Origin of the sequence: Pseudomonas sp. MCal1 (assembly GCF_026341415.1) — a bacterium.
In the GTDB taxonomy this organism is placed as follows: Bacteria; Pseudomonadota; Gammaproteobacteria; order Pseudomonadales; family Pseudomonadaceae; genus Aquipseudomonas.
The window spans coordinates 86167-103862 of the sequence record NZ_JAKUMP010000001.1 but is presented as its reverse complement, the minus strand read 5'-3'; the positions used below and the strand labels follow the sequence as shown (position 1 = coordinate 103862).

Sequence of the window (17696 nt, the reverse complement as noted above, 5' to 3'; positions counted from 1 at the left end):
ATCCTGTCGGGCTCGCAGCCGAACGGTTTTTTCGCTCACAAAAAACCGCAGCCGGTGAGGGCTGCGGTTTTCCGTTTTCAGATCAGGCGACGATATCGGTCGCCACGGCTTGCCCCACCACACCCACGGCGAAGTCCACCGAACCCTGGCCCGTGAGGTCGATCATCAGGCTGGTCTGGTTGGTCTGTCCGAAGTAGGTGAGGATCGCATCGCCCGCGTGCCCGGTGAAGCCGCTGACGAAGTTCAGCGTGGCTGCGCCGGTGGCGAACCCGGCGATGCCCGACAGGTCGATCTTGTCCAGGCCGCTGGTGAAATCCATGATCCAGTCCGGCGCGGTCATGGTCGAATCACTGGCTGCGCCGAACACGAAGGTGTCCACGCCTTCACCGCCCCACAGCGTGTCACCGCCGCCACCACCGTAGATGATGTCATTGCCGGCACCGCCGATCAGTTCGTTGGCCGCGCTGTTGCCGATCAACAAGTCATTACCGGAACCGCCAATGGCATTTTCCACGGTCACGCCATAGGCGATGGACACGTTGCCCACCAGGCCGCCAACGTCGGAGAACGACCCTTCGTTGAGGTTGATCTTCTGGTTCTGGCTGAAGCCGGAGAAATCCAGGGTGTCGTTACCGCCGCCGTCCCACACCGAGAACACCAGTTTGGAGGCGTTGGAAGTCGCGCTGTAGAAGTCGCGATCAGCGTTGGAGTTGAAGCCGTAAACAGTGTCGCCGGCACGGGTTTCGAGGTTCGCACCGTAGAGTTTCTGCACGGCGACGATATCGTCCATCAGCGGTGCCGAGGCGTAGGCGCCGCTGCCGTCCTTGCTGAAGTTCTGGTCAGTGTTGGCTTCGCTCCAGTAGCTCATCAGGCTGTAGCCACGGGTGTCTTCGGCGTATTTGGCGTCGCCGTAGGTCGGGTTGCCATTGCCGGCGTTGTACGCGCCCGGATGCGACAGGCCAAGGGTGTGACCGATTTCGTGGGTCAAGGTCTGACGCCCGTAGTTGTTGGTGTCCGGGGTCTTGTTGACCTGGTACTGATCGTTGATCAGGTACCACGATTGACCGTCGTAGCTACTGCCCCGCGGCAGGTAGGCGAACGCCGCGCCGCCGGTGCTGACGTCGTAGTTGCCGAAGGTCATGTGGCCGTCGCCGCCCTTGCCTTCGGTGAAGGTCACGTTGGCCACGTCCGACCACGATTGCATCGCCAGCACGGCCTGGGCTTTCTGCTGAGCGCTGAACTCGCTGAAGTTGCCGAGTTTCGGGTTGTAGTTCGACGGTTTGTCGGTCAGGAACGTGTAAGTCAAATCAATCTTGCCGTCGGCATTCTTGTCCTGCCACGACATGCCTTTGCGAAGGATCTCGGCGGCGGCCTGGTCGGCGGTGAACGACGGTTTGCCGTTGACGGTGCCCGTGCCCCGGTCATACAGGTGGCTGAAAGTGTCGACCGCAGTGAAGGCGCTGCTGGCCTGGGAGTAAGGTTGAGACATGGTGTACGTCCTTGTTTCTAAAGAGTCAGTGTCAGACAGAAAAGCGGCGATCTTCTGGCGAGATCGTCCTGTCACTCGCCCTTTTAAGGCGATTCGAACCTGACACAGTGCCGGGCATGAGCGCCATTCAATTTCTCGATAGCGTCCCGGATTGCCCCGACGCGCGCTGTCATGACCGGCAATCCTTTTATCTGTATATCCATACAGATAAAAGTTGCCCCGGCGCCCGAGTCAGGCCATTCTGTGCGCCTCTTCGGGCAATGAGCGACGACGGTGGTTATGCGGCTGTACCTCTGTGAAAAACCTTCCCAGGCCAAGGATATTGCGGCCGTGCTCGGCGCAAAGCGTCGCGGCGATGGCTGCTGGCTGGGAACGGACGTCACGGTGACCTGGTGCATCGGCCACCTGCTGGAGACCGCGCCACCGGACGCCTACGACGCCAAATACAAGCGCTGGGTCCTGGCGGACCTGCCGATCATCCCCGACAAGTGGAAGATGACCGTCAAGCCGCGTACCGCCAGCCAGTACAAGGCGGTCAAGCGCCTGCTCGGCGAAGCCAGCGAACTGGTCATCGCCACCGACGCCGACCGTGAGGGCGAAATGATCGCCCGGGAACTGGTGGAGCATTGCCGCTATCGCGGGCCGATCCGCCGCTTGTGGCTGTCGGCGCTGGACGAAGCCTCGATTCGCAAGGCGTTGGCAGCGCTCAAACCGGGCGCTGAAACCTTCAGCCTGTATCACTCGGCGCTGGGTCGCTCGCGGGCGGACTGGTTGATCGGGATGAACATGAGTCGCCTGTTCACCCTGCTCGGCCGGCAATCCGGCTATCAAGGCGTGTTGCCGGTAGGCCGGGTGCAGACGCCGACCTTGCGACTGGTGGTGGATCGCGACCGCAGCATCGCCGATTTCGTGCCGGTCGCGTACTGGGCCATCGACGTGCAACTGCTGCACCACGGCACACCGTTCATGGCGCAATGGCGTGCACCGAATGAGGCCTGCGACGATCAGGATCGCTGCCTCAATCAGGCCCTCGCCCAGCAAGCGGCCGCTGCAATCAGCAACGCTGCCAGCGCCCGGGTGGTCAAGCTGCGCACCGAGCGCATGCGCGAAGTGGCGCCCCTGCCTTTCGATCTGGGTACCTTGCAGGAGGTCTGCTCGAAGAAGCTCGGCCTCGGCGCCCAGGAAACCCTCGACATCGCCCAGGCCCTCTACGAAACCTACAAAGTCATCACCTACCCACGCAGCGATTGCGGTTACCTGCCCGTCAGCCAGCACGGCGAGGCGCCGGGGATTCTTGCGGCGCTGCGCCAGGCCGATCCGAGTCTGGAAGCCTTGCGCGAGCATCTGGAGCCGCAGCGCCGCTCCCGCGCCTGGAACGACGCCAAGGTCAGCGCCCACCACGGCATCATCCCGACCGCTGCCGCGAAAAATCTCGAGCGCCTGACCGGCAAGCACCGTGCGGTCTACACCTTGATTCGCGCGCGGTATCTGGCGCAGTTCCTGCCCAATCACGAATACGACCGCACTCAGGCCGATTTCGAATGCGCCGGGGAAGCCTTGCGCGCGGTCGGCAAGCAGATCATCGAGCCAGGCTGGAAGCGCGCTTTACCCGAAGCGCTGGCCCCGGCCAAGGGCCGTGAAGCCCCCGCGCCACAGACTTTGCCGCCCCTGACTCAGGGTGCCGAGTGCGCCGTGGCGGACGTCAAGCTCAAGGACCTGTGGACGCAGCCGCCCAAGCCCTACACCGAAGGCGATCTAATCAAGGCGATGAAAAACGTCGCCAAACTGGTGGAAGATCCGCTGCTCAAGCAAAAACTCAAGGACACCACCGGCATCGGCACCGAAGCGACCCGCGCCTCGATCATTCAAGGGTTGCTGGATCGCGGTTATCTGGTGAAAAACGGCAAAGCGCTGTCCGCCACACCCGCCGCGTTCAGCCTGATCGACGCGGTGCCGCGCGCGATTGCCGATCCCGGCACCACCGCGATCTGGGAACAGGCGCTGGACATGGTGCAGAGTGGCGAGATGAGTCTGGAAGAATTCGTCACCAAACAGGCAGCGTGGATGAGCAAGCAAGTGACCCGTTGTGCCGGGCTGAGCCTGACCATCAGCGGCCCGCCGCCTGCCGGCAAGGCCGCTGCGCCGTGGAAAAACAAACGCAAGACCACCCGACGCAAAACCACCGGAACCAGCAAACGCTCGGCGAAACCGGCAGCCAGATAGCCCGCTGCGCGCTACTGTTTCTGCAGTGATGGTCAGGAGGCAGTGGTATGTCGGTCATCGAACTGCGCGCCGCCCGGCGCGACGAACTGGACACCCTCGAAAACCTGATGCAGTTCTACACCTACGACTTCAGCGAGTGGCTGCCGCTGAAGCTCGGCGGCCATGGTTTCTTTCCGATCCAGTTGAAAGGCGATTACTGGCGCCAGCCGGCGACCCGGCCGTTCCTGATCCATGTGGACGGCGAACTGGCGGGGTTCGTGACCGTGGATGACCACATCCTCATCGAAGGCGCCGACTACAACATCGGCTACTTCTTCGTCAGCCGGCGCTGGCGTGGCCAAGGCGTCGCGCAGTTTGTCGCCTCTGCCCTCTTGAGCCACTTGCCCGGTCGATGGCAGATTTTCCATGTCGACGCCAACCGGCCTGCACAGCGGTTCTGGGCCCGGCTCATCCCCGAGCTGAGTAGCGGCGACTTTACCCGCCAGACAAAGACCGTGGACGGCTATCCCTGCACGTTCTACTACCTGCGCAGCCTTTCTCCCGCTGCCTGAACGCCGCTTTTTTCATTCCAGAATGACTTTGTCCGACAATATGTAGTGAGCAAAAATAATCACTACAAAACCGTTGACGGCGTCGTTTGGCTTTTGCATGATGCAGACGTCTCCCCGATCGGGAGCACTGGCAACACGCTTGAGCAAGCTCGTCTGACCGCCGAGCTGTTTTTTCCGGATACACGCTGCCCACAAGGCAGATTGAAGAAGCTGACCTGGCCTGAACGTCCAGTACAAGGACGAGAAGCGCTGGCGAAAATTCTCAAGACGCTTGTGGTCGACCCTGAAAACGTCGTCAAGGAGCCTCCCGGTTTTCGCTGCTTCTCCTCGTTGTGACGCTATTGCGTAGCAGTTATTCAACACGACTACATGCAACAGACGCATGACCCCGTACTTCACACGGGCGACCGCTGACGTCCTGGTTTCGGTGCCAGGGATCAACTAACCGATGGGCTACCTGTATTAGCGAATCAACTTTGAAAGATCACCAGACTGGTCAAGGGGCAATAACATGAATCTGAACAATCAACCTACTATCGAAGAACTGGCTCGTATGTTCGCTGCGCAAAAAGACAGCCACGACAGCCATATTCTATGGATCAGCAAGTCGGGTCAGGTCCATATTGACTGCCTGTCGCCCCATGCTGGTGAAGAAGAGTTCGACCGGAACAACCAGAACCTGCTGGCCCGCCTGAAGATGTACCGCCGCGGCCATGGCTATGTCGGCAAGAAAGCCGCGGCCGACAAGGACTTCATCGGTAATGTTCTGCAGACGCTGAAACAGGCGTGGGAATCAATGCAGAACAAGAACGAAGTCCGGGTGATTGATCGCTTCTGCTAAGTTAAAACTTCAATAAACAAGGGCCTGCTTCCGAATAGGAGCAGGCCCTTTTGTATTGCTCGCAAACAATGCTCATGAACGGGGTTCCAGCACCATCTCCATGAACGCCACCGATGCCGCACTGTGATAGTTGTTCTGGCGCCGCAACAACGCCGCTCCCCGCTGCGGTGCCTCGCTCTGGACATGCAACCGGCGCAATGCCCGGTCATCGGTCGCAATCGCCTCTGGCAACATGGTCGCAATCGGCGCATGCCGGATCACTTCCAGCAACGTGCTCACCGAATTCACCTCGATCTGCACCTTGGGCGTGATGCCGTGCTGACGGAAATACTCGTCAATCGATAACCGCGTGATGAAGTCCGGTGCCAACAGAGCGAAATCCAGTTGCGCAATCTCACCCGGCGTCAGCACCGAAGCGCTGTCATACAACGGATGCTCTCGCCCGACCATCACGCCCAACGTCTCGACAAACGCCGGGATGCATTCGATGTCAGGGTTGCGCACCGGCGTGAAAGCAATCGCGATATCCAGTGAGTCATCCGCCAGCCCGGCCTCGATGTCGTCCATCGACAACTCGAAAATCTCCAGGTGAATCCCCGGATACCGCGCCACGTAGTCGCGCACCAACGGCCCGACCAGATACGCCATGAATGTCGGCGTCATGGCCAGCCGCAGCGAGCCCCGGGAAAGATCCTTCACGTCATGCAACGCGCGCTTACCCGCCTCCAGCTCCACCAGCACCCGTCGCGCGCATTCGATATAGGCCTGACCGGCGTCAGTGGGTTTGACCGAACGCGAGGTGCGATCAAACAGATCCACCCCGAGGCTTTCTTCCAGTTGGCGGATCTGTTGCGACAGGGTGGGCTGCGACACGTGCAGCGCTTCGGCTGCCCGAGTGAAACCGCCGTGATCGGCCACGGCCAGCAGGTATCGCAAATGTCGCAACAGCATGGGACGCTCCATCTATAGGCAGTACTTATGCTTTGCATTGTATATCGGTCTTGGACGCTATGGATCAATCGGCAGAAGATGAATCCCACACAGCAAGCCAACCCCGAAAGGAGAAGCACCATGCAATCCCAAGCCTACAACGACAGCCGCATCGCCCTGACCACCCGCACCCTGGATGCCAAGGCACAGAAGAACCTCTCGTGGCAGGATCTGGCCGACGGCACCGGCCTGAGCCTGGCCTATGTCACCGCCGCCCTCCTCGGCCAGCACCCGCTGCCAAAAAACGCTGCCGAAGTGGTTGGCGACAAGCTTGAGCTGAGCGCCGAAGACGTCGCCGCCCTGCAAATCATCCCGCTGCGCGGCAGCCTCGACGGTGTGCCGACCGACCCGACCATCTACCGTTTCCACGAGATGATCCAGATCTACGGCACCACCCTCAAAGCCCTGGTTCACGAGCAGTTCGGCGACGGCATCATCAGCGCGATCAACTTCAAGCTCGACATCAAGAAAGTCGAAGACCCTGAAGGCGGTTCCCGCGCCGTGGTCACCCTCGACGGCAAGTTCCTTCCGCTGCGTCCGTTCTGATTCCTCCGGGCCCGCCCATCGCGTGCGGGCCCATCCAAAACCTGAATTGCCAAGTCGTCACCCCATCTGTCTGGAGGCTGCCCCATGCAAAAAATTCTGTTGACCCTGGCCCTGCTCGCCGGCCTTGCCGCCCAGGCTCAGGCTGATGAAGAGGCCGTCGCCTACCGCTACGGCATGTCTCTGGACATCGCTGAAGTCGTGAGCATCACCCCGGTCGCCGACATCTGCGGCGTGGTGCCGGTCGAGATGACGTACCTCGACAGCCACGGCGCAAAACACATTCTTCAATACAGCGAATTCGGCACCGGCTGTTCGAACTGAGAGGACTACACCATGAAAAACCTGATCGAAGGCTTCCTGAAGTTCCAGAACGAAGCGTTTCCACAACGCACCGAACTGTTCAAACACCTGGCGACTACCCAAACCCCGGGCACGCTTTTCATCACTTGCTCCGACAGCCGCGTCGTCCCGGAACTGCTGACCCAGCAAGAACCCGGCGAGCTGTTCGTGATCCGCAACGCCGGCAATATCGTGCCCTCCTACAGCCCGCATCCGGGCGGGGTTTCGGCGACAGTGGAATACGCGGTGGCTGTGCTCGGCGTGACCGACATCGTGATCTGCGGCCATTCCGATTGCGGCGCCATGACCGCCATCGCCCAGTGCAAATGCATGGATCATCTGCCCGCCGTCAGCGGCTGGCTACAACACGCCGAGTCGGCGAAAGTGGTCAACGAATCAAGGCCACACGCCAATGACGCGGCCAAGCTGAGTTCAATGGTGCGGGAAAACGTGATCGCCCAACTGGCGAACATCCAGACTCACCCAAGCGTGCGCCTGGCCCAGGAGAAAGGCCTGCTGAATCTGCATGGCTGGGTCTACGACATCGAGACCGGCTCCATCGATGCCTTGAGCGAAGACCGCCGCACCTTCGTCTCACTGGCCGAGCACCCGTCGACGTGCGCGGTCTACGGTCAGGCAGTCGATGCTGCTTGAAAACACAACGCCGCGCCCCTCATTGCGACGGGCGCGGTGTTGTTCCGTTCAGCGTTTTACGCCCAGATCGATTTGCGTCATGCGGCTGCGTACGGTGAACACCCCGTCGCCGGAGAGGATCGCGCTGCGGGCAAACAGACGACCGCTTTCCCAGTTCGAAAGGCCCAGTTCCGGCTTGTTCAGCGCGTATTGGCCATCGACCCATCGGGTGATCCCGTTACCCACGAACGGCGCGTTGACCGCGCTGTAGAAGCGCTCCTGAACCGCTGCATCTTCGCTGATCAACGACACCGTGAATTGCGGGCTGTAGCGATTGAACAGCGCGATGGCCTGATCCAGATCGTCGACGATCATCAGGCTGGTTTCCGGGGTTTCTTCCCATTCCCACTCGCGACCCAATTGCGCTTGCGGCAGCGGTTCGGCCAGCGCTTCGGTCTGGTAACCCTCGGCGCGATAGACCTCGACCGTCGCGTTCTGCCAGTCGCTCGGCAGGTAGCTTTCGCTGCCTTCGACGATGTGCAGTTTGCAACCCTGACCACGCGCAGCACCGGCCTGCTGCAAGGCGTCGAGGAACAGCGGCACCAGTTCGGCAGCACGCTCGCGCTGGATCAGGCAGACGTTCAGCGTGTTGCAAACCTTGCGATCCAGCGAGTTGCGCACCACCGCGGCAAAGCGCCTGGCGTCGGCATCGCGATCGGCGATCAGCCACGCGCCACCAGTGCCGTGCAGGCTGACGGCGGTGCCGGCCTGCTGGGCGATGCTGCCCAGCTGACTGACCGCGCGGCCCGAACCACGGGCCACGGCCAGCGACAGACGCCGATCGGCGAACATCGCCCAACCGGCGGCGTGGTTGACGCTCTCCACCAGCGACACCGCACCCGCCGGCAGACCGGCATCGGCCAGCGCCGGATTCAAGGCATGGGTAACGATGGCTTGCGCGGTGCCCAATGCATCGCTGCCAATGCGCAGCACCGCCGTGTTGCCGGTGCGCAGTACGCCAGCGGCGTCGGCGAAGACGTTTGGCCGGCCCTCGAACACGAACGCGACGATGCCCAGCGGCGACACGACCTGCTCGACCTTCCAGCCCTCATGCTCGACGCTGCTGATGACTTTGCCGCGGGTGGCCGGCGCATCACGCCAGGCACGCAGGCCGGCGATCATGTCGCGGCGCATGCGCTCGTCGGCGAGCAACCGGGTAGTGGAACGGCCGCGAACCTTGGCCCGTTCGATGTCGGCGAGGTTGGCGGCTTCGATCAGTGCCCAGGCGTCCGGGTTTTCCAGGCGTTGGGCGAACAGATCGAAGAAGCGGCTGATGGCCTCATCCGACACCGCGGACAACGCAGTAAACGCCGCCGCTGCACGCTCGATCGCCACCGACGCGGCCTGCTGATCCACCACCGGAATCAGCAACAGCTCGCCGCTCACCTGCTCCACCAACAGGTGATCGCCGGGTCGGAAACGCTCGGCCAGTTCGGGGCTGACCACGGTGACGCGGTTACCGGCGAAAGGGATAGGCGTGCCAGCGACGAGACGTTCGAGCGCGAGAGACATGGAGCAGATTCACCATATTGAGGGCGGCCGGAAAATGTATAGGTTGGCCTCCCTCAAAGCAACACGGGCTCAGAACACCGACCAGCCAATCCGCGAACTGAGCATTTCCAGCGCCGCCATCCCCGCCAGCGAGTTGCCCGCCGTGTTCAGTTCCGGCGACCACACGCACACCGTGAACTGCCCCGGCACCACCGCGACGATGCCGCCACCGACGCCGCTCTTGCCCGGCAGACCAACGCGATAGGCAAAGTTACCGGCCTCGTCGTAGAGGCCGCTGGTGGCCATGATCGAGTTGACTTGCTGGGTCTGGCGCCGGCTCAGAATCTGCTCGCCGCTGTGTTTGCAGAAGCCGTCGTTGGCCAGGAAGCAGAACGCCCGAGCCAGGTCGATACAGCTCATGCGCAGCGCGCAATGGCTGAAGTAGCTGCGCAGCACCGCTTCAACGTCGTTGTGGAAATTGCCGAAGGATTGCATCAGATACGCCATCGCCGCGTTGCGCGCGCGGTGCTGGTACTCGGAGTCGGCGACCTTGCCGTCGACCATCACCTGCGGGTTGCCCGACAGCCGCCGGACGAAGTCGCGCATCGACAAGGCCGGTGCGGCAAAGCGCGACTGATTGATGTCGCAGATCACCAGTGCCCCGGCATTGATGAATGGATTACGCGGACGGCCGCGTTCGAACTCCAGTTGCACCAGCGAGTTGAACGGCTGGCCGGACGGCTCGTGGCCCAGGCGTTCCCAGATTGCCTCGCCGGAATGTTCGATGGCCTGCACCAGGCTGAACACCTTGGAAATACTCTGCACCGAGAACGGCGTCTCGGCGTCGCCGGCGCAATACATCTCGCCGTCGTTGCCATACACGGCGATGCCCAGTTGATTGGCCGGCACGGTGCCGAGGGCGGGAATGTAGTCAGCCACCTTGCCCTGCCCGATCAGGGGCCGGACAGCGTCAAGGATCTCGTTCAACAGCGCTTGCATGCCGGGTCTCGAAGTCTCGCCCCATGGGATTGCGGGGACACCGTGGCTAGACGCTGCGGGGCTGAGGCAAATCACACATTCGGAATAATTGGAGATCCATTGTGGGAGCGAGCTTGCTCGCGATGAGGCCAGTACAGCCAGCATCCTCGGCGCCTGAGCCACCGCCATCGCGAGCAAGCTCGCTCCCACAATTTTTGAGCAGTCTGTGTATCGCAGTGTGTACGGCTCGATGCCCGACACATCCCGCGCACAAATCCGGCCCTTCGCGACACATCAGCGATACAGCCCGGCGTTCAAATGAACCTGTCGATCGGCAACACCGATCAAGCCTTTGAACTCACACCTCGCATCGGAGATTCACCATGACCAAGCTTTCGAAAACTTCCCTCACGCTGGGCCTGCTGCTTGCCGGTGGCCTGGCCCTGTCCAACGCCGCTTCGGCTTCCGAAGCGTTCAGCGTCAAGCAACTGGATCACGGCTACAGCCAGACCCAGGCCAAGGCCGACTCGGCGGAAAAAACCTCGGAAGGCAAATGTGGCGAAGGCAAGTGCGGCGCCGGCGAATAACCCTTTGCACGGGGTACGTCGGTGCCCCGTTTTCTTTTGAATGGATGGAGCCTTGCCATGACCACAGCTCTCTCGTCGGCCGTCAAAGGCCTGCATTTGACCCTCGACCGCGCCGGCCAGTGGCTCGCACCGCTGACCTTGCGCCTGTTCATCGCCTGGGAATTCTTCGAATCGGGGCTGGAGAAATTCAACGGCCAGAACTGGTTCGAAGACATTCAGGAGCGTTTCCCGTTTCCCTTCAATCACTTGCCGGCGACGCTGAACTGGGAGCTGTCGATGTGGGCCGAGCTGATCTGCGCCTTGGCGATCCTGATCGGATTCGGCACGCGGATTTCGGCGATTTCGCTGATGGTCGTGACCGTCGTCGCCACCGCAGCCGTGCACTGGCCGGCGGACTGGTCATCGTTGAGTGAACTGGCTCAGGGGTACGCGATCACCAACAAGGGCTTCGGCAACTTCAAGCTGCCGGCGATCTACCTCGCCGCATTAATGCCGCTGGTGTTTGCCGGGGCCGGCAAGTTGAGCGTGGATGCCTGGCTGGCGCGCTTGTTCTGGAAACGCGCCAGCCGCTGAGGATCAATGCGCCCGATCCAGCCCGGCCAGCAGCGCGCTGTCCCGGCTGTAGATGTCCGGTGCGTAGAGCACGCGACCATGGTCGTCGGCCTGGGCCGTCCAGTAAGTCATGAGGATCGGCACCGGATTGCTCAGGCGGAATTCATGGGTGGTTCCGGTAGCGAGCAAGGTATCGGTGCGCGCCTTCTCCGCCGGGCTGAGCAGGAAGTCGCGCAGCTTCATCGGATGCTCGACCCGCACGCAGCCGGAACTGAACGCCCGTGGTCCCTTGTCGAACAGCGCCTTGCTCGGCGTGTCGTGCAGGTACACCGAAAACGGGTTGGGGAAACGAATGACCATTTGCCCCAGCGGGTTGCGCGGCCCGGCGTCCTGACGCAGGAGGATGTTGCCGGGGTTGTCCCAGTCGATGTCGGCGGCGGCCAGCGGCTGGCCATTGGCGTCGAGCACTTGCAGGTTCTGGCGGCTGAGGAAGGTCTGGTCCTTGCGGATTTCCGGCAGTTTGTCTTCCTTCCAGATGGTCGGCGGCACGGTCCAGGTCGGGTTCAGGGTCAGGCGCGTGACCCGGGATTTGAGCAGCGGGGTCTGGCGTTCGGCGCGCCCGACCTGGGTGCGGGTGTGCCACACCGGCAGGCCACCCTGATAAAGCGTCAGTTCGGCAGCGGCGACATTGACCAGCAAACCGTCCGGCTCCATGTCCTGGGCCATCCAGCGGAAACGTTCAAGGTTGACCCGCAACTGTTCGCGACGGGTCAGCGGACTGATGTTGAGCTCGGCAATCGTTCCCGGCCCGACCACCCCGTCGGCCTGCAACGAATGGTTGGCCTGAAAGCTCTTCACCGCCTCGACCAATACGCCGTGATAAGCGTTGTCCGGCGTGCCGACCAGGCTGCTCAGGTAGCCTTCGCTGTAGAGCCGCCGGGCCAGTTCCGGTACGCGTTTGTCTTCCATGTCCGGACGCAGCAACGGGCCGTTGCCCACTGACGTCCATTGGGGCAAGGCTTTCAGGCGTTGAGCGGCGTAGAGATGACGCAGGTTCTGGTACTGCGCCAGTTGCGGGCGTGCCAGATCGAAGGCGGCCGCAACGTTGTGCACGCCCGGAACGGCGATGGCAAGCAATTCGGCCTGACGGTCGCGTGGCGTTTCGTCGGAATGCCACAGCGGTTCGAAGTGCGATTGCAACAGGAGACCGTAATGCAGATCCTGCAGGGCTTGCAGGTAGTAACGGCTGATCTGGATGTCGGCGCACAGTTCGCCGTCCTGCGGGGCGGTGAGCGCCACCGGATAGCGTTTCGGGTTCAGGCCATCGTCGGCCAACAGCTGCAATTGCGCATGCAAGGCGGGCAATTGCCCGCCATCGGCCCACACCGGCAGCCAGTCCTGCTGCTGGTAGAACGCGCGCAATTGATCCAGCGCCGGACCATTGAGGCTGGTGCCGATCGTCGGGCACGCCTGCGGCAGGCTGATCAGCGCAGCCTGCAACGGGCTCTGCGGCTCGACAGGCATTTGCGTCGGTACGGGCGGTAGCGTCGGGAGCCCCGGCAACGGCTCTTCGGCACAAGCGACAAACGGCGCAGCGAGCAAACAAATGCTCAAGTAGCATGCGTACTTTTTGAACAACTGCTTTACTCCAATCCATGGCCGTCCTGATTGACGGTCAACCTTACCTCAGGTGCGGTGAACAGTCAGGCCCGATTCGCGGGCTTGCCGGGAACGACTGGACGTCAGGAGCCTAAGTGCCAAACAAGTAGCAAGTGGAGACTCACGTTAAATGTTGACGTTTTTGCGCCGACTTCTGCTGACTGCCACCGCCATTGGCGTGCTGACCAGTCCAGCCTTTGCCGCCGGCACCTCTTCGCCGGTTCTGTACACCAGCCTCGCGCACGCCGCTCCGGAACTCAATCCCCAGGCGCTCAAAGGTGCCTTGAACGCCATGCAATGTGCGATCAACAACGGCGCGAAGCAGTCCCGTCACCTGGCGATCATCGATTATTCGCAGCCGTCCACCGAGCGCCGGTTGTGGATCTTCGACCTGACCCGGAAAAAACTGGTGCTGCGTGATCTGGTCGCCCACGGCTCGAATTCCGGGGAAAACTTTGCCACCCGGTTTTCCAACCGTGAAGGCAGCTTTCAGTCCAGCCTCGGCCTGTTCCGTACCCAGGAAAGTTACCAGGGCACTCACGGTTACTCGCTGCGCATGGACGGTCTGGAGCCGGGCATCAACGACATGGCCCGCGACCGCGCCATCGTGATCCACGCCGCCGACTATGTGAACCCGTTCTGGAGCAAACGCACCGGTCGTCTGGGCCGCAGCCAGGGTTGTCCGGCCGTGCGACCGCAAGTCGCCAAACGGGTGATCGACAGTCTGAAGAATGGCCAATTCATGTTCTCCTGGTACCCGGATCAGCAGTGGCTGAAATCCTCGCCGTATCTCAACTGCCAGCCGCAACAGATCGCGAGCATTCTCAGCACCCACGCCAGCTGAATACTCTGTGGGAGTGCGCTGGCTCCCACAGGTTCGTTTTATTACAGATTTGTCATCGAGTTGTCGGTTTGCCGAGCGGATCGCCCGGTAGCTTGAAGTTGTCCCGGCCAGAACGCCGATCAACTTCAACGACTCGAGTGACCCATCATGAAAACCCTGATCCTCGCCTTCACCGCCCTCCTCGCCACCGGCTCCGTGTTCGCCGCGCCTGCACCGGACGCCGCCGTCATTCATGACAAAACCGGTTTCTTCGTGCACCTGGATGTCGACAAAGTCATCTCCAGCACCGATATTTCCCAGGCTTGCGGCGTGATCCCCGCGCAACTCAAATACCTCGACCACCAGGGCCGTGAACATGTGCTGGACTATCAAGTGCAGGGCAGCGGCTGCACCAACGACCATTGAGGCACAGTGCCGATGAATATCCTTGTTGTCGAAGACGAACCCAAGGCCGGCAATTACTTGCTCAACGGCCTGCAGGAACTGGGCTACAGCGTGAGCCTGGCCCGGGACGGCGCCGACGGTCTGCACCTGGCGCTGGAGTTCGACTTCGACGTGATCGTGCTGGACGTGATGATGCCGAAAATGGATGGCTGGGAAGTCCTGCGCCGACTGCGCAAGGAAGCCGACACGCCGGTGCTGTTCCTGACCGCCCGCGACGACATCGCCGACCGGGTCAAAGGCCTGGAACTGGGCGCTGACGATTACCTGATCAAGCCGTTTTCCTTCGCCGAACTGGTGGCGCGCCTGCGTACCCTGACCCGACGCGGGCCGATCCATGAAGAAGAGCATTTGCAGGTGGCCGATCTGCAGATCGACGTACTCAAACGCCGAGTCAGCCGTGCCGGCAACCGGATCACCCTGACCAACAAGGAATTCGCCTTGCTGCAACTGTTCGCCACCCACACCGGGCAAGTGCTGTCGCGCTCGCTGATTGCCTCGCGGGTATGGGACATGAATTTCGACAGCGACACCAATGTGGTCGATGTCGCCGTGCGCCGCCTGCGGGCGAAGATCGACGATCCGTTCCCGCTCAAGCTGATCCACAGCGTGCGCGGCATCGGCTACCGCTTCGATACCCAGCCATGAAAATCGCCGGCACGTATTCGTTGACGTTACGCCTGGCGCTGGTCTTCGCGGTGCTCGCCTTCGCCGCGCTGGCGGGCCTCGGCGCGGCGCTGTACAACCAGCTCGAAGAGCAACTGACTCGCCGCGACGACATCCAGTTGGTCAGCCGCATCGATCAGTTGCGCACCATCCTCAACGACAGCAACACGCTCGAGCTGATCAAGACCAAACCGGCGCTGTTCCAGAACATGCTGGGCAACCGCGAAGCGCTGCTGACCATCGGTGCGCCGGGGCAACCGCCCTTGTTCGTGGTCAACCCCGGCGACCTGGCACTGCCAAGCGTGCCCGCCGTACCGATCGACCATGTCATGGCGCTCAACGACGTGCAGCATCTGCCGAGCATCAACGGCGTGCCGTTCTCGGCGGTGGCGGCCAGTATCGACTCCGGCGACCAGGGCAATCTGCAGGTGCTCATCGCCAAGGTGATGAGCGAACGTACGGCGATGCTCGCCAATTACCGGCTCAGCGTGTACGGCCTCGCCTCACTGGCGGCGATTGTGCTGGCGCTGGTCGGTTGCCTGCTGGTGTATCGCGGCTTGCTGCCGTTGCGGCGGATTGCCCGGCATGCCCACGGGATCGGCATCGCCAACCTCGGCGAACGCCTCGACCGCCAAGGCACGCCCCGGGAATTGCAGCCAATGATCGAGTCTTTCAATGCGATGCTGGACCGGCTCGACCGAGGGGTTGCGCAACTCAGTCAGGTTTCCACCGACATGGCCCACGAACTGCGCACGCCGATCAACAACCTGCTCGGAGAAACCCAGGTCGCCCTGCAACAGAACCGCAGCGTGGACGCCTATCAGCAGTTGCTCGCCTCCAACGTCGAGGAACTCGAACGGCTGGCGCGGATGCTCGACAACATGCTGTTTCTCGCCCGCACCGACCCGGCCAGCGCGCTGAGCCAGCGTCAGGAGCTGGACGCCTGCGACGAGATGCAGCGCATCGCCGATTACTTCGAAGGCCTGGCCGCCGATGTCGGTGTCACCATCGAGGCCCGTGGCAGCGGCGTGATCTGGGCCGAGCCGATGCTGCTGCGTCGGGCCCTGGCCAATCTGTGCGCCAACGCGATCAAGTACGGCGCGGCGGACTCGACGTTGCAAGTCGAAGCCATCGCCGAAGCGGACGGCAGCTATCTGCGAGTGCGCAATCAGGGCGCGACCATTGCTCCCGAACACCTGTCGCGACTGTTCGAACGCTTCTACCGCGTCGATCCGTCCCGCGAACGCTCGGCCCAATCCAACGGACTGGGCCTGTCGATCGTGGCGACCATCATGCAGTTGCATCAGGGCCGCTACAGCGTCAGCAGCGCTGATGGCGTCACCTGCTTTGAACTGTTCTTTCCGGCACGGGAGACGCGAGACGCAAGTGTGTGAAGGCGCCAAGGACAAGCGCCGCGAACATCAACGCCGTGGCCACACCGAAGGTCATGTGCAAGCCGCCCGCGATGACCGCGGCCGGCGCCTGGGTCGGATCATCCGTGGCCAGGGCGAACACCGCGCCCATCGCTGCCGCCCCGGTGATCAAGCCCAGATTGCGCGACAGTCCTAGCATGGCCGAGACCACGCCGCGCTGATCCTGAGCAACCCCGGACATCAACCCGGTGTTGTTGGCGGCCTGGAACAGCGCATAACTCAACGCCACCACCGTGATCGGCAGCACATAGGCAAACACCCCGAAACTCATCGGCAACAGCGCCAACAGACCACATCCACAGGCCATTCCGAGCAACGCACCCGGCACCATCCGCCGCGCCCCGAAACGATCCACCAGCCGCCCCGCCGGTACGCCGCTGAACGCCGCCAGCAACGGCCCGATCGACAACACCAGACCGACCTGAGTGCTGGAAAGACCCAGCCCTCGGCTCAGGTAAAACGGCCCGACCACCAGCGTGGTCATCATCACTGTCGTGACCAGCAACGTCAGCGCCAGACTGCTGCTGATTCGCGTGTCGGTGAACAATGACAGGTGAATCAGCGGCGCCTTGCTCCGCTTCTCGACCAGGATGAACAACCCCACGCCCGACAGACTGAGCAACAGCAACGTCGGGGTGAGGCCTTCAATCGTCATCGCCAGTGCATAGGCCGCCAGCGTCAGCATCAGTACGGCGGTGCCGGGATAATCAAATGCAACTCCCGAGCGCACGATCCGGTCCTTCGGCAAATAGCGATACACCAACCATGCGTTGAGCAAGCCCAGCGGTACGTTGATCACGAAGATCGACTGCCAGCCGACATGCGCCATCAACAGCCCACCGAGCGACGGTCCGAGGGTGGTGCCGGTGGCGGACATCGTGGCCAGCAACCCCATCGCACTGCCGGCCCGGGACTTGGGCACCGCATCGGCCACCAGCGCCACCGTCAGCGCGAACATGATCGCCGCGCCAAGGCCTTGCATCGCCCGCGCACCGATCAGCCATGCGAGGCTCGGTGCCAGTGCGCAGGCCAGCGAGGCGGCGGTAAAGATGCCGATACCGATCAACAGCAAGCGTCGCCGCCCGAAGCCGTCCCCCAGTCGCCCGACGCTGACAATCAACGTGGTGACCGCCAGCAGATAGGCCAGCACGATCCATTGCACTTGCTGAAAGGTCGCATCGAACGCTGCCGCCAGCGTGGGCAGTCCGGCGTTGGCGATGCTGGTGTCGAGTGACGGCATCAACATCGACAGCGCCAGACTGGTCAGCGCCCAGCGGGCTGAGGGGTTCAGGGGTTCTCGGTGCATGGGAGGCTCACAGGGCAGAAGTCATGCGGCATAGCCTGAGCCTCGACAATACAAGGCGCAAGACGCA

19 protein-coding genes are annotated in these 17696 nt (G+C 62.2%); 12 read left to right on the top strand and 7 right to left on the bottom strand.

The features are described 5' to 3' along the window. Nucleotides 1-82: 82 nt before the first annotated feature. A complete protein-coding gene (locus tag MKZ87_RS00510) occupies nt 83-1489 on the bottom strand; it encodes a serralysin family metalloprotease (RefSeq protein WP_266200058.1) in 1407 nt (468 codons plus the stop codon). A gap of 279 nt (nt 1490-1768) precedes the next feature. On the opposite strand from MKZ87_RS00510, the gene MKZ87_RS00505 reads away from it, so the two are divergent. Together MKZ87_RS00505 and MKZ87_RS00500 are read left to right on the top strand one after the other, a co-directional pair. Further along, a complete protein-coding gene (locus MKZ87_RS00505; protein ID WP_085698209.1) occupies nt 1769-3712 on the top strand; it encodes a DNA topoisomerase III in 1944 nt (647 codons plus the stop codon). A 47-nt stretch (nt 3713-3759) separates the two neighbouring features. Continuing rightward, a complete protein-coding gene (locus MKZ87_RS00500; protein ID WP_085698208.1) occupies nt 3760-4263 on the top strand; it encodes a GNAT family N-acetyltransferase in 504 nt (167 codons plus the stop codon). 12 nt (nt 4264-4275) lie between these two features. On the opposite strand, the gene MKZ87_RS00495 is transcribed toward MKZ87_RS00500, so the two are convergent. Continuing rightward, a complete protein-coding gene (locus tag MKZ87_RS00495) occupies nt 4276-4647 on the bottom strand; it encodes a hypothetical protein (RefSeq protein WP_085654241.1) in 372 nt (123 codons plus the stop codon). Between the two features lie 127 nt (nt 4648-4774). Here MKZ87_RS00495 and MKZ87_RS00490 point away from each other — a divergent pair, with 127 nt between their 5' ends. Beyond that, a complete protein-coding gene (locus tag MKZ87_RS00490) occupies nt 4775-5104 on the top strand; it encodes a hypothetical protein (RefSeq protein ID WP_085698207.1) in 330 nt (109 codons plus the stop codon). Nucleotides 5105-5176: 72 nt separating this feature from the next. Here the strand turns inward: MKZ87_RS00490 and cynR are convergent, their stop codons facing one another. Then, complete coding sequence (gene cynR / locus MKZ87_RS00485; RefSeq protein WP_085705001.1) at nt 5177-6055, bottom strand: transcriptional regulator CynR; 879 nt, start codon at nt 6053-6055, stop codon at nt 5177-5179. Nucleotides 6056-6175: 120 nt separating this feature from the next. Here cynR and cynS point away from each other — a divergent pair, with 120 nt between their 5' ends. The 3 genes from cynS to MKZ87_RS00470 all read left to right on the top strand — a co-directional run bounded on the left by cynS (nt 6176) and on the right by MKZ87_RS00470 (nt 7633). Beyond that, nucleotides 6176-6640 (top strand): cyanase, encoded by a 465-nt coding sequence (gene cynS / locus MKZ87_RS00480; RefSeq protein ID WP_085698205.1) that lies wholly within the window; start codon nt 6176-6178, stop codon nt 6638-6640. 84 nt (nt 6641-6724) lie between these two features. Continuing rightward, nucleotides 6725-6961, top strand: a complete 237-nt coding sequence (locus tag MKZ87_RS00475; RefSeq protein WP_085687643.1) for a DUF2790 domain-containing protein — start codon at nt 6725-6727, stop codon at nt 6959-6961. 12 nt (nt 6962-6973) lie between these two features. Then, on the top strand, nt 6974-7633 hold the full coding sequence (locus MKZ87_RS00470; RefSeq protein ID WP_085698204.1) for a carbonic anhydrase: 660 nt from the start codon (nt 6974-6976) through the stop codon (nt 7631-7633). 48 nt (nt 7634-7681) lie between these two features. On the opposite strand, the gene MKZ87_RS00465 is transcribed toward MKZ87_RS00470, so the two are convergent. Next, nucleotides 7682-9184 (bottom strand): aldehyde dehydrogenase family protein, encoded by a 1503-nt coding sequence (locus MKZ87_RS00465; RefSeq protein ID WP_085705003.1) that lies wholly within the window; start codon nt 9182-9184, stop codon nt 7682-7684. Between the two features lie 69 nt (nt 9185-9253). After that, entirely contained in the window at nt 9254-10162 is a 909-nt protein-coding gene (gene glsB, locus MKZ87_RS00460; protein ID WP_064379522.1) for a glutaminase B, read from the bottom strand. A 362-nt stretch (nt 10163-10524) separates the two neighbouring features. On the opposite strand from glsB, the gene MKZ87_RS00455 reads away from it, so the two are divergent. Next, nucleotides 10525-10728: a hypothetical protein gene (locus MKZ87_RS00455; RefSeq protein ID WP_007950576.1), complete on the top strand. Its 204-nt coding sequence runs from the start codon at nt 10525-10527 to the stop codon at nt 10726-10728. Between the two features lie 57 nt (nt 10729-10785). Continuing rightward, complete coding sequence (locus MKZ87_RS00450; RefSeq protein ID WP_266200057.1) at nt 10786-11301, top strand: DoxX family protein; 516 nt, start codon at nt 10786-10788, stop codon at nt 11299-11301. A gap of 3 nt (nt 11302-11304) precedes the next feature. Here MKZ87_RS00450 and MKZ87_RS00445 read toward each other — a convergent pair whose 3' ends face one another. Continuing rightward, nucleotides 11305-12918 carry a L,D-transpeptidase family protein gene (locus MKZ87_RS00445; RefSeq protein ID WP_266200056.1) on the bottom strand — a complete coding sequence of 538 codons (1614 nt, stop codon included), beginning with the start codon at nt 12916-12918 and terminating at the stop codon, nt 11305-11307. A gap of 151 nt (nt 12919-13069) precedes the next feature. Between MKZ87_RS00445 and MKZ87_RS00440 the strand changes: the two genes are divergently transcribed. The 4 genes from MKZ87_RS00440 to MKZ87_RS00425 all read left to right on the top strand — a co-directional run bounded on the left by MKZ87_RS00440 (nt 13070) and on the right by MKZ87_RS00425 (nt 16284). Beyond that, entirely contained in the window at nt 13070-13783 is a 714-nt protein-coding gene (locus tag MKZ87_RS00440) for a murein L,D-transpeptidase catalytic domain family protein (protein WP_227232878.1), read from the top strand. A 147-nt stretch (nt 13784-13930) separates the two neighbouring features. Further along, complete coding sequence (locus MKZ87_RS00435) at nt 13931-14188, top strand: DUF2790 domain-containing protein (RefSeq protein WP_085698199.1); 258 nt, start codon at nt 13931-13933, stop codon at nt 14186-14188. 12 nt (nt 14189-14200) lie between these two features. Beyond that, on the top strand, nt 14201-14872 hold the full coding sequence (locus MKZ87_RS00430; RefSeq protein ID WP_085698198.1) for a heavy metal response regulator transcription factor: 672 nt from the start codon (nt 14201-14203) through the stop codon (nt 14870-14872). Beyond that, the gene (locus MKZ87_RS00425; protein WP_085705009.1) at nt 14869-16284 is read left to right on the top strand and encodes a heavy metal sensor histidine kinase; all 1416 of its coding nucleotides are present in this window, start codon (nt 14869-14871) and stop codon (nt 16282-16284) included. The genes MKZ87_RS00430 and MKZ87_RS00425 overlap by 4 nt, the downstream gene beginning before the upstream one ends. Here MKZ87_RS00425 and MKZ87_RS00420 read toward each other — a convergent pair. After that, on the bottom strand, nt 16229-17629 hold the full coding sequence (locus MKZ87_RS00420) for an MFS transporter (RefSeq protein WP_266200055.1): 1401 nt from the start codon (nt 17627-17629) through the stop codon (nt 16229-16231). The two genes, MKZ87_RS00425 and MKZ87_RS00420, sit on opposite strands and share 56 nt — an antisense overlap. Nucleotides 17630-17696: the final 67 nt, after the last annotated feature.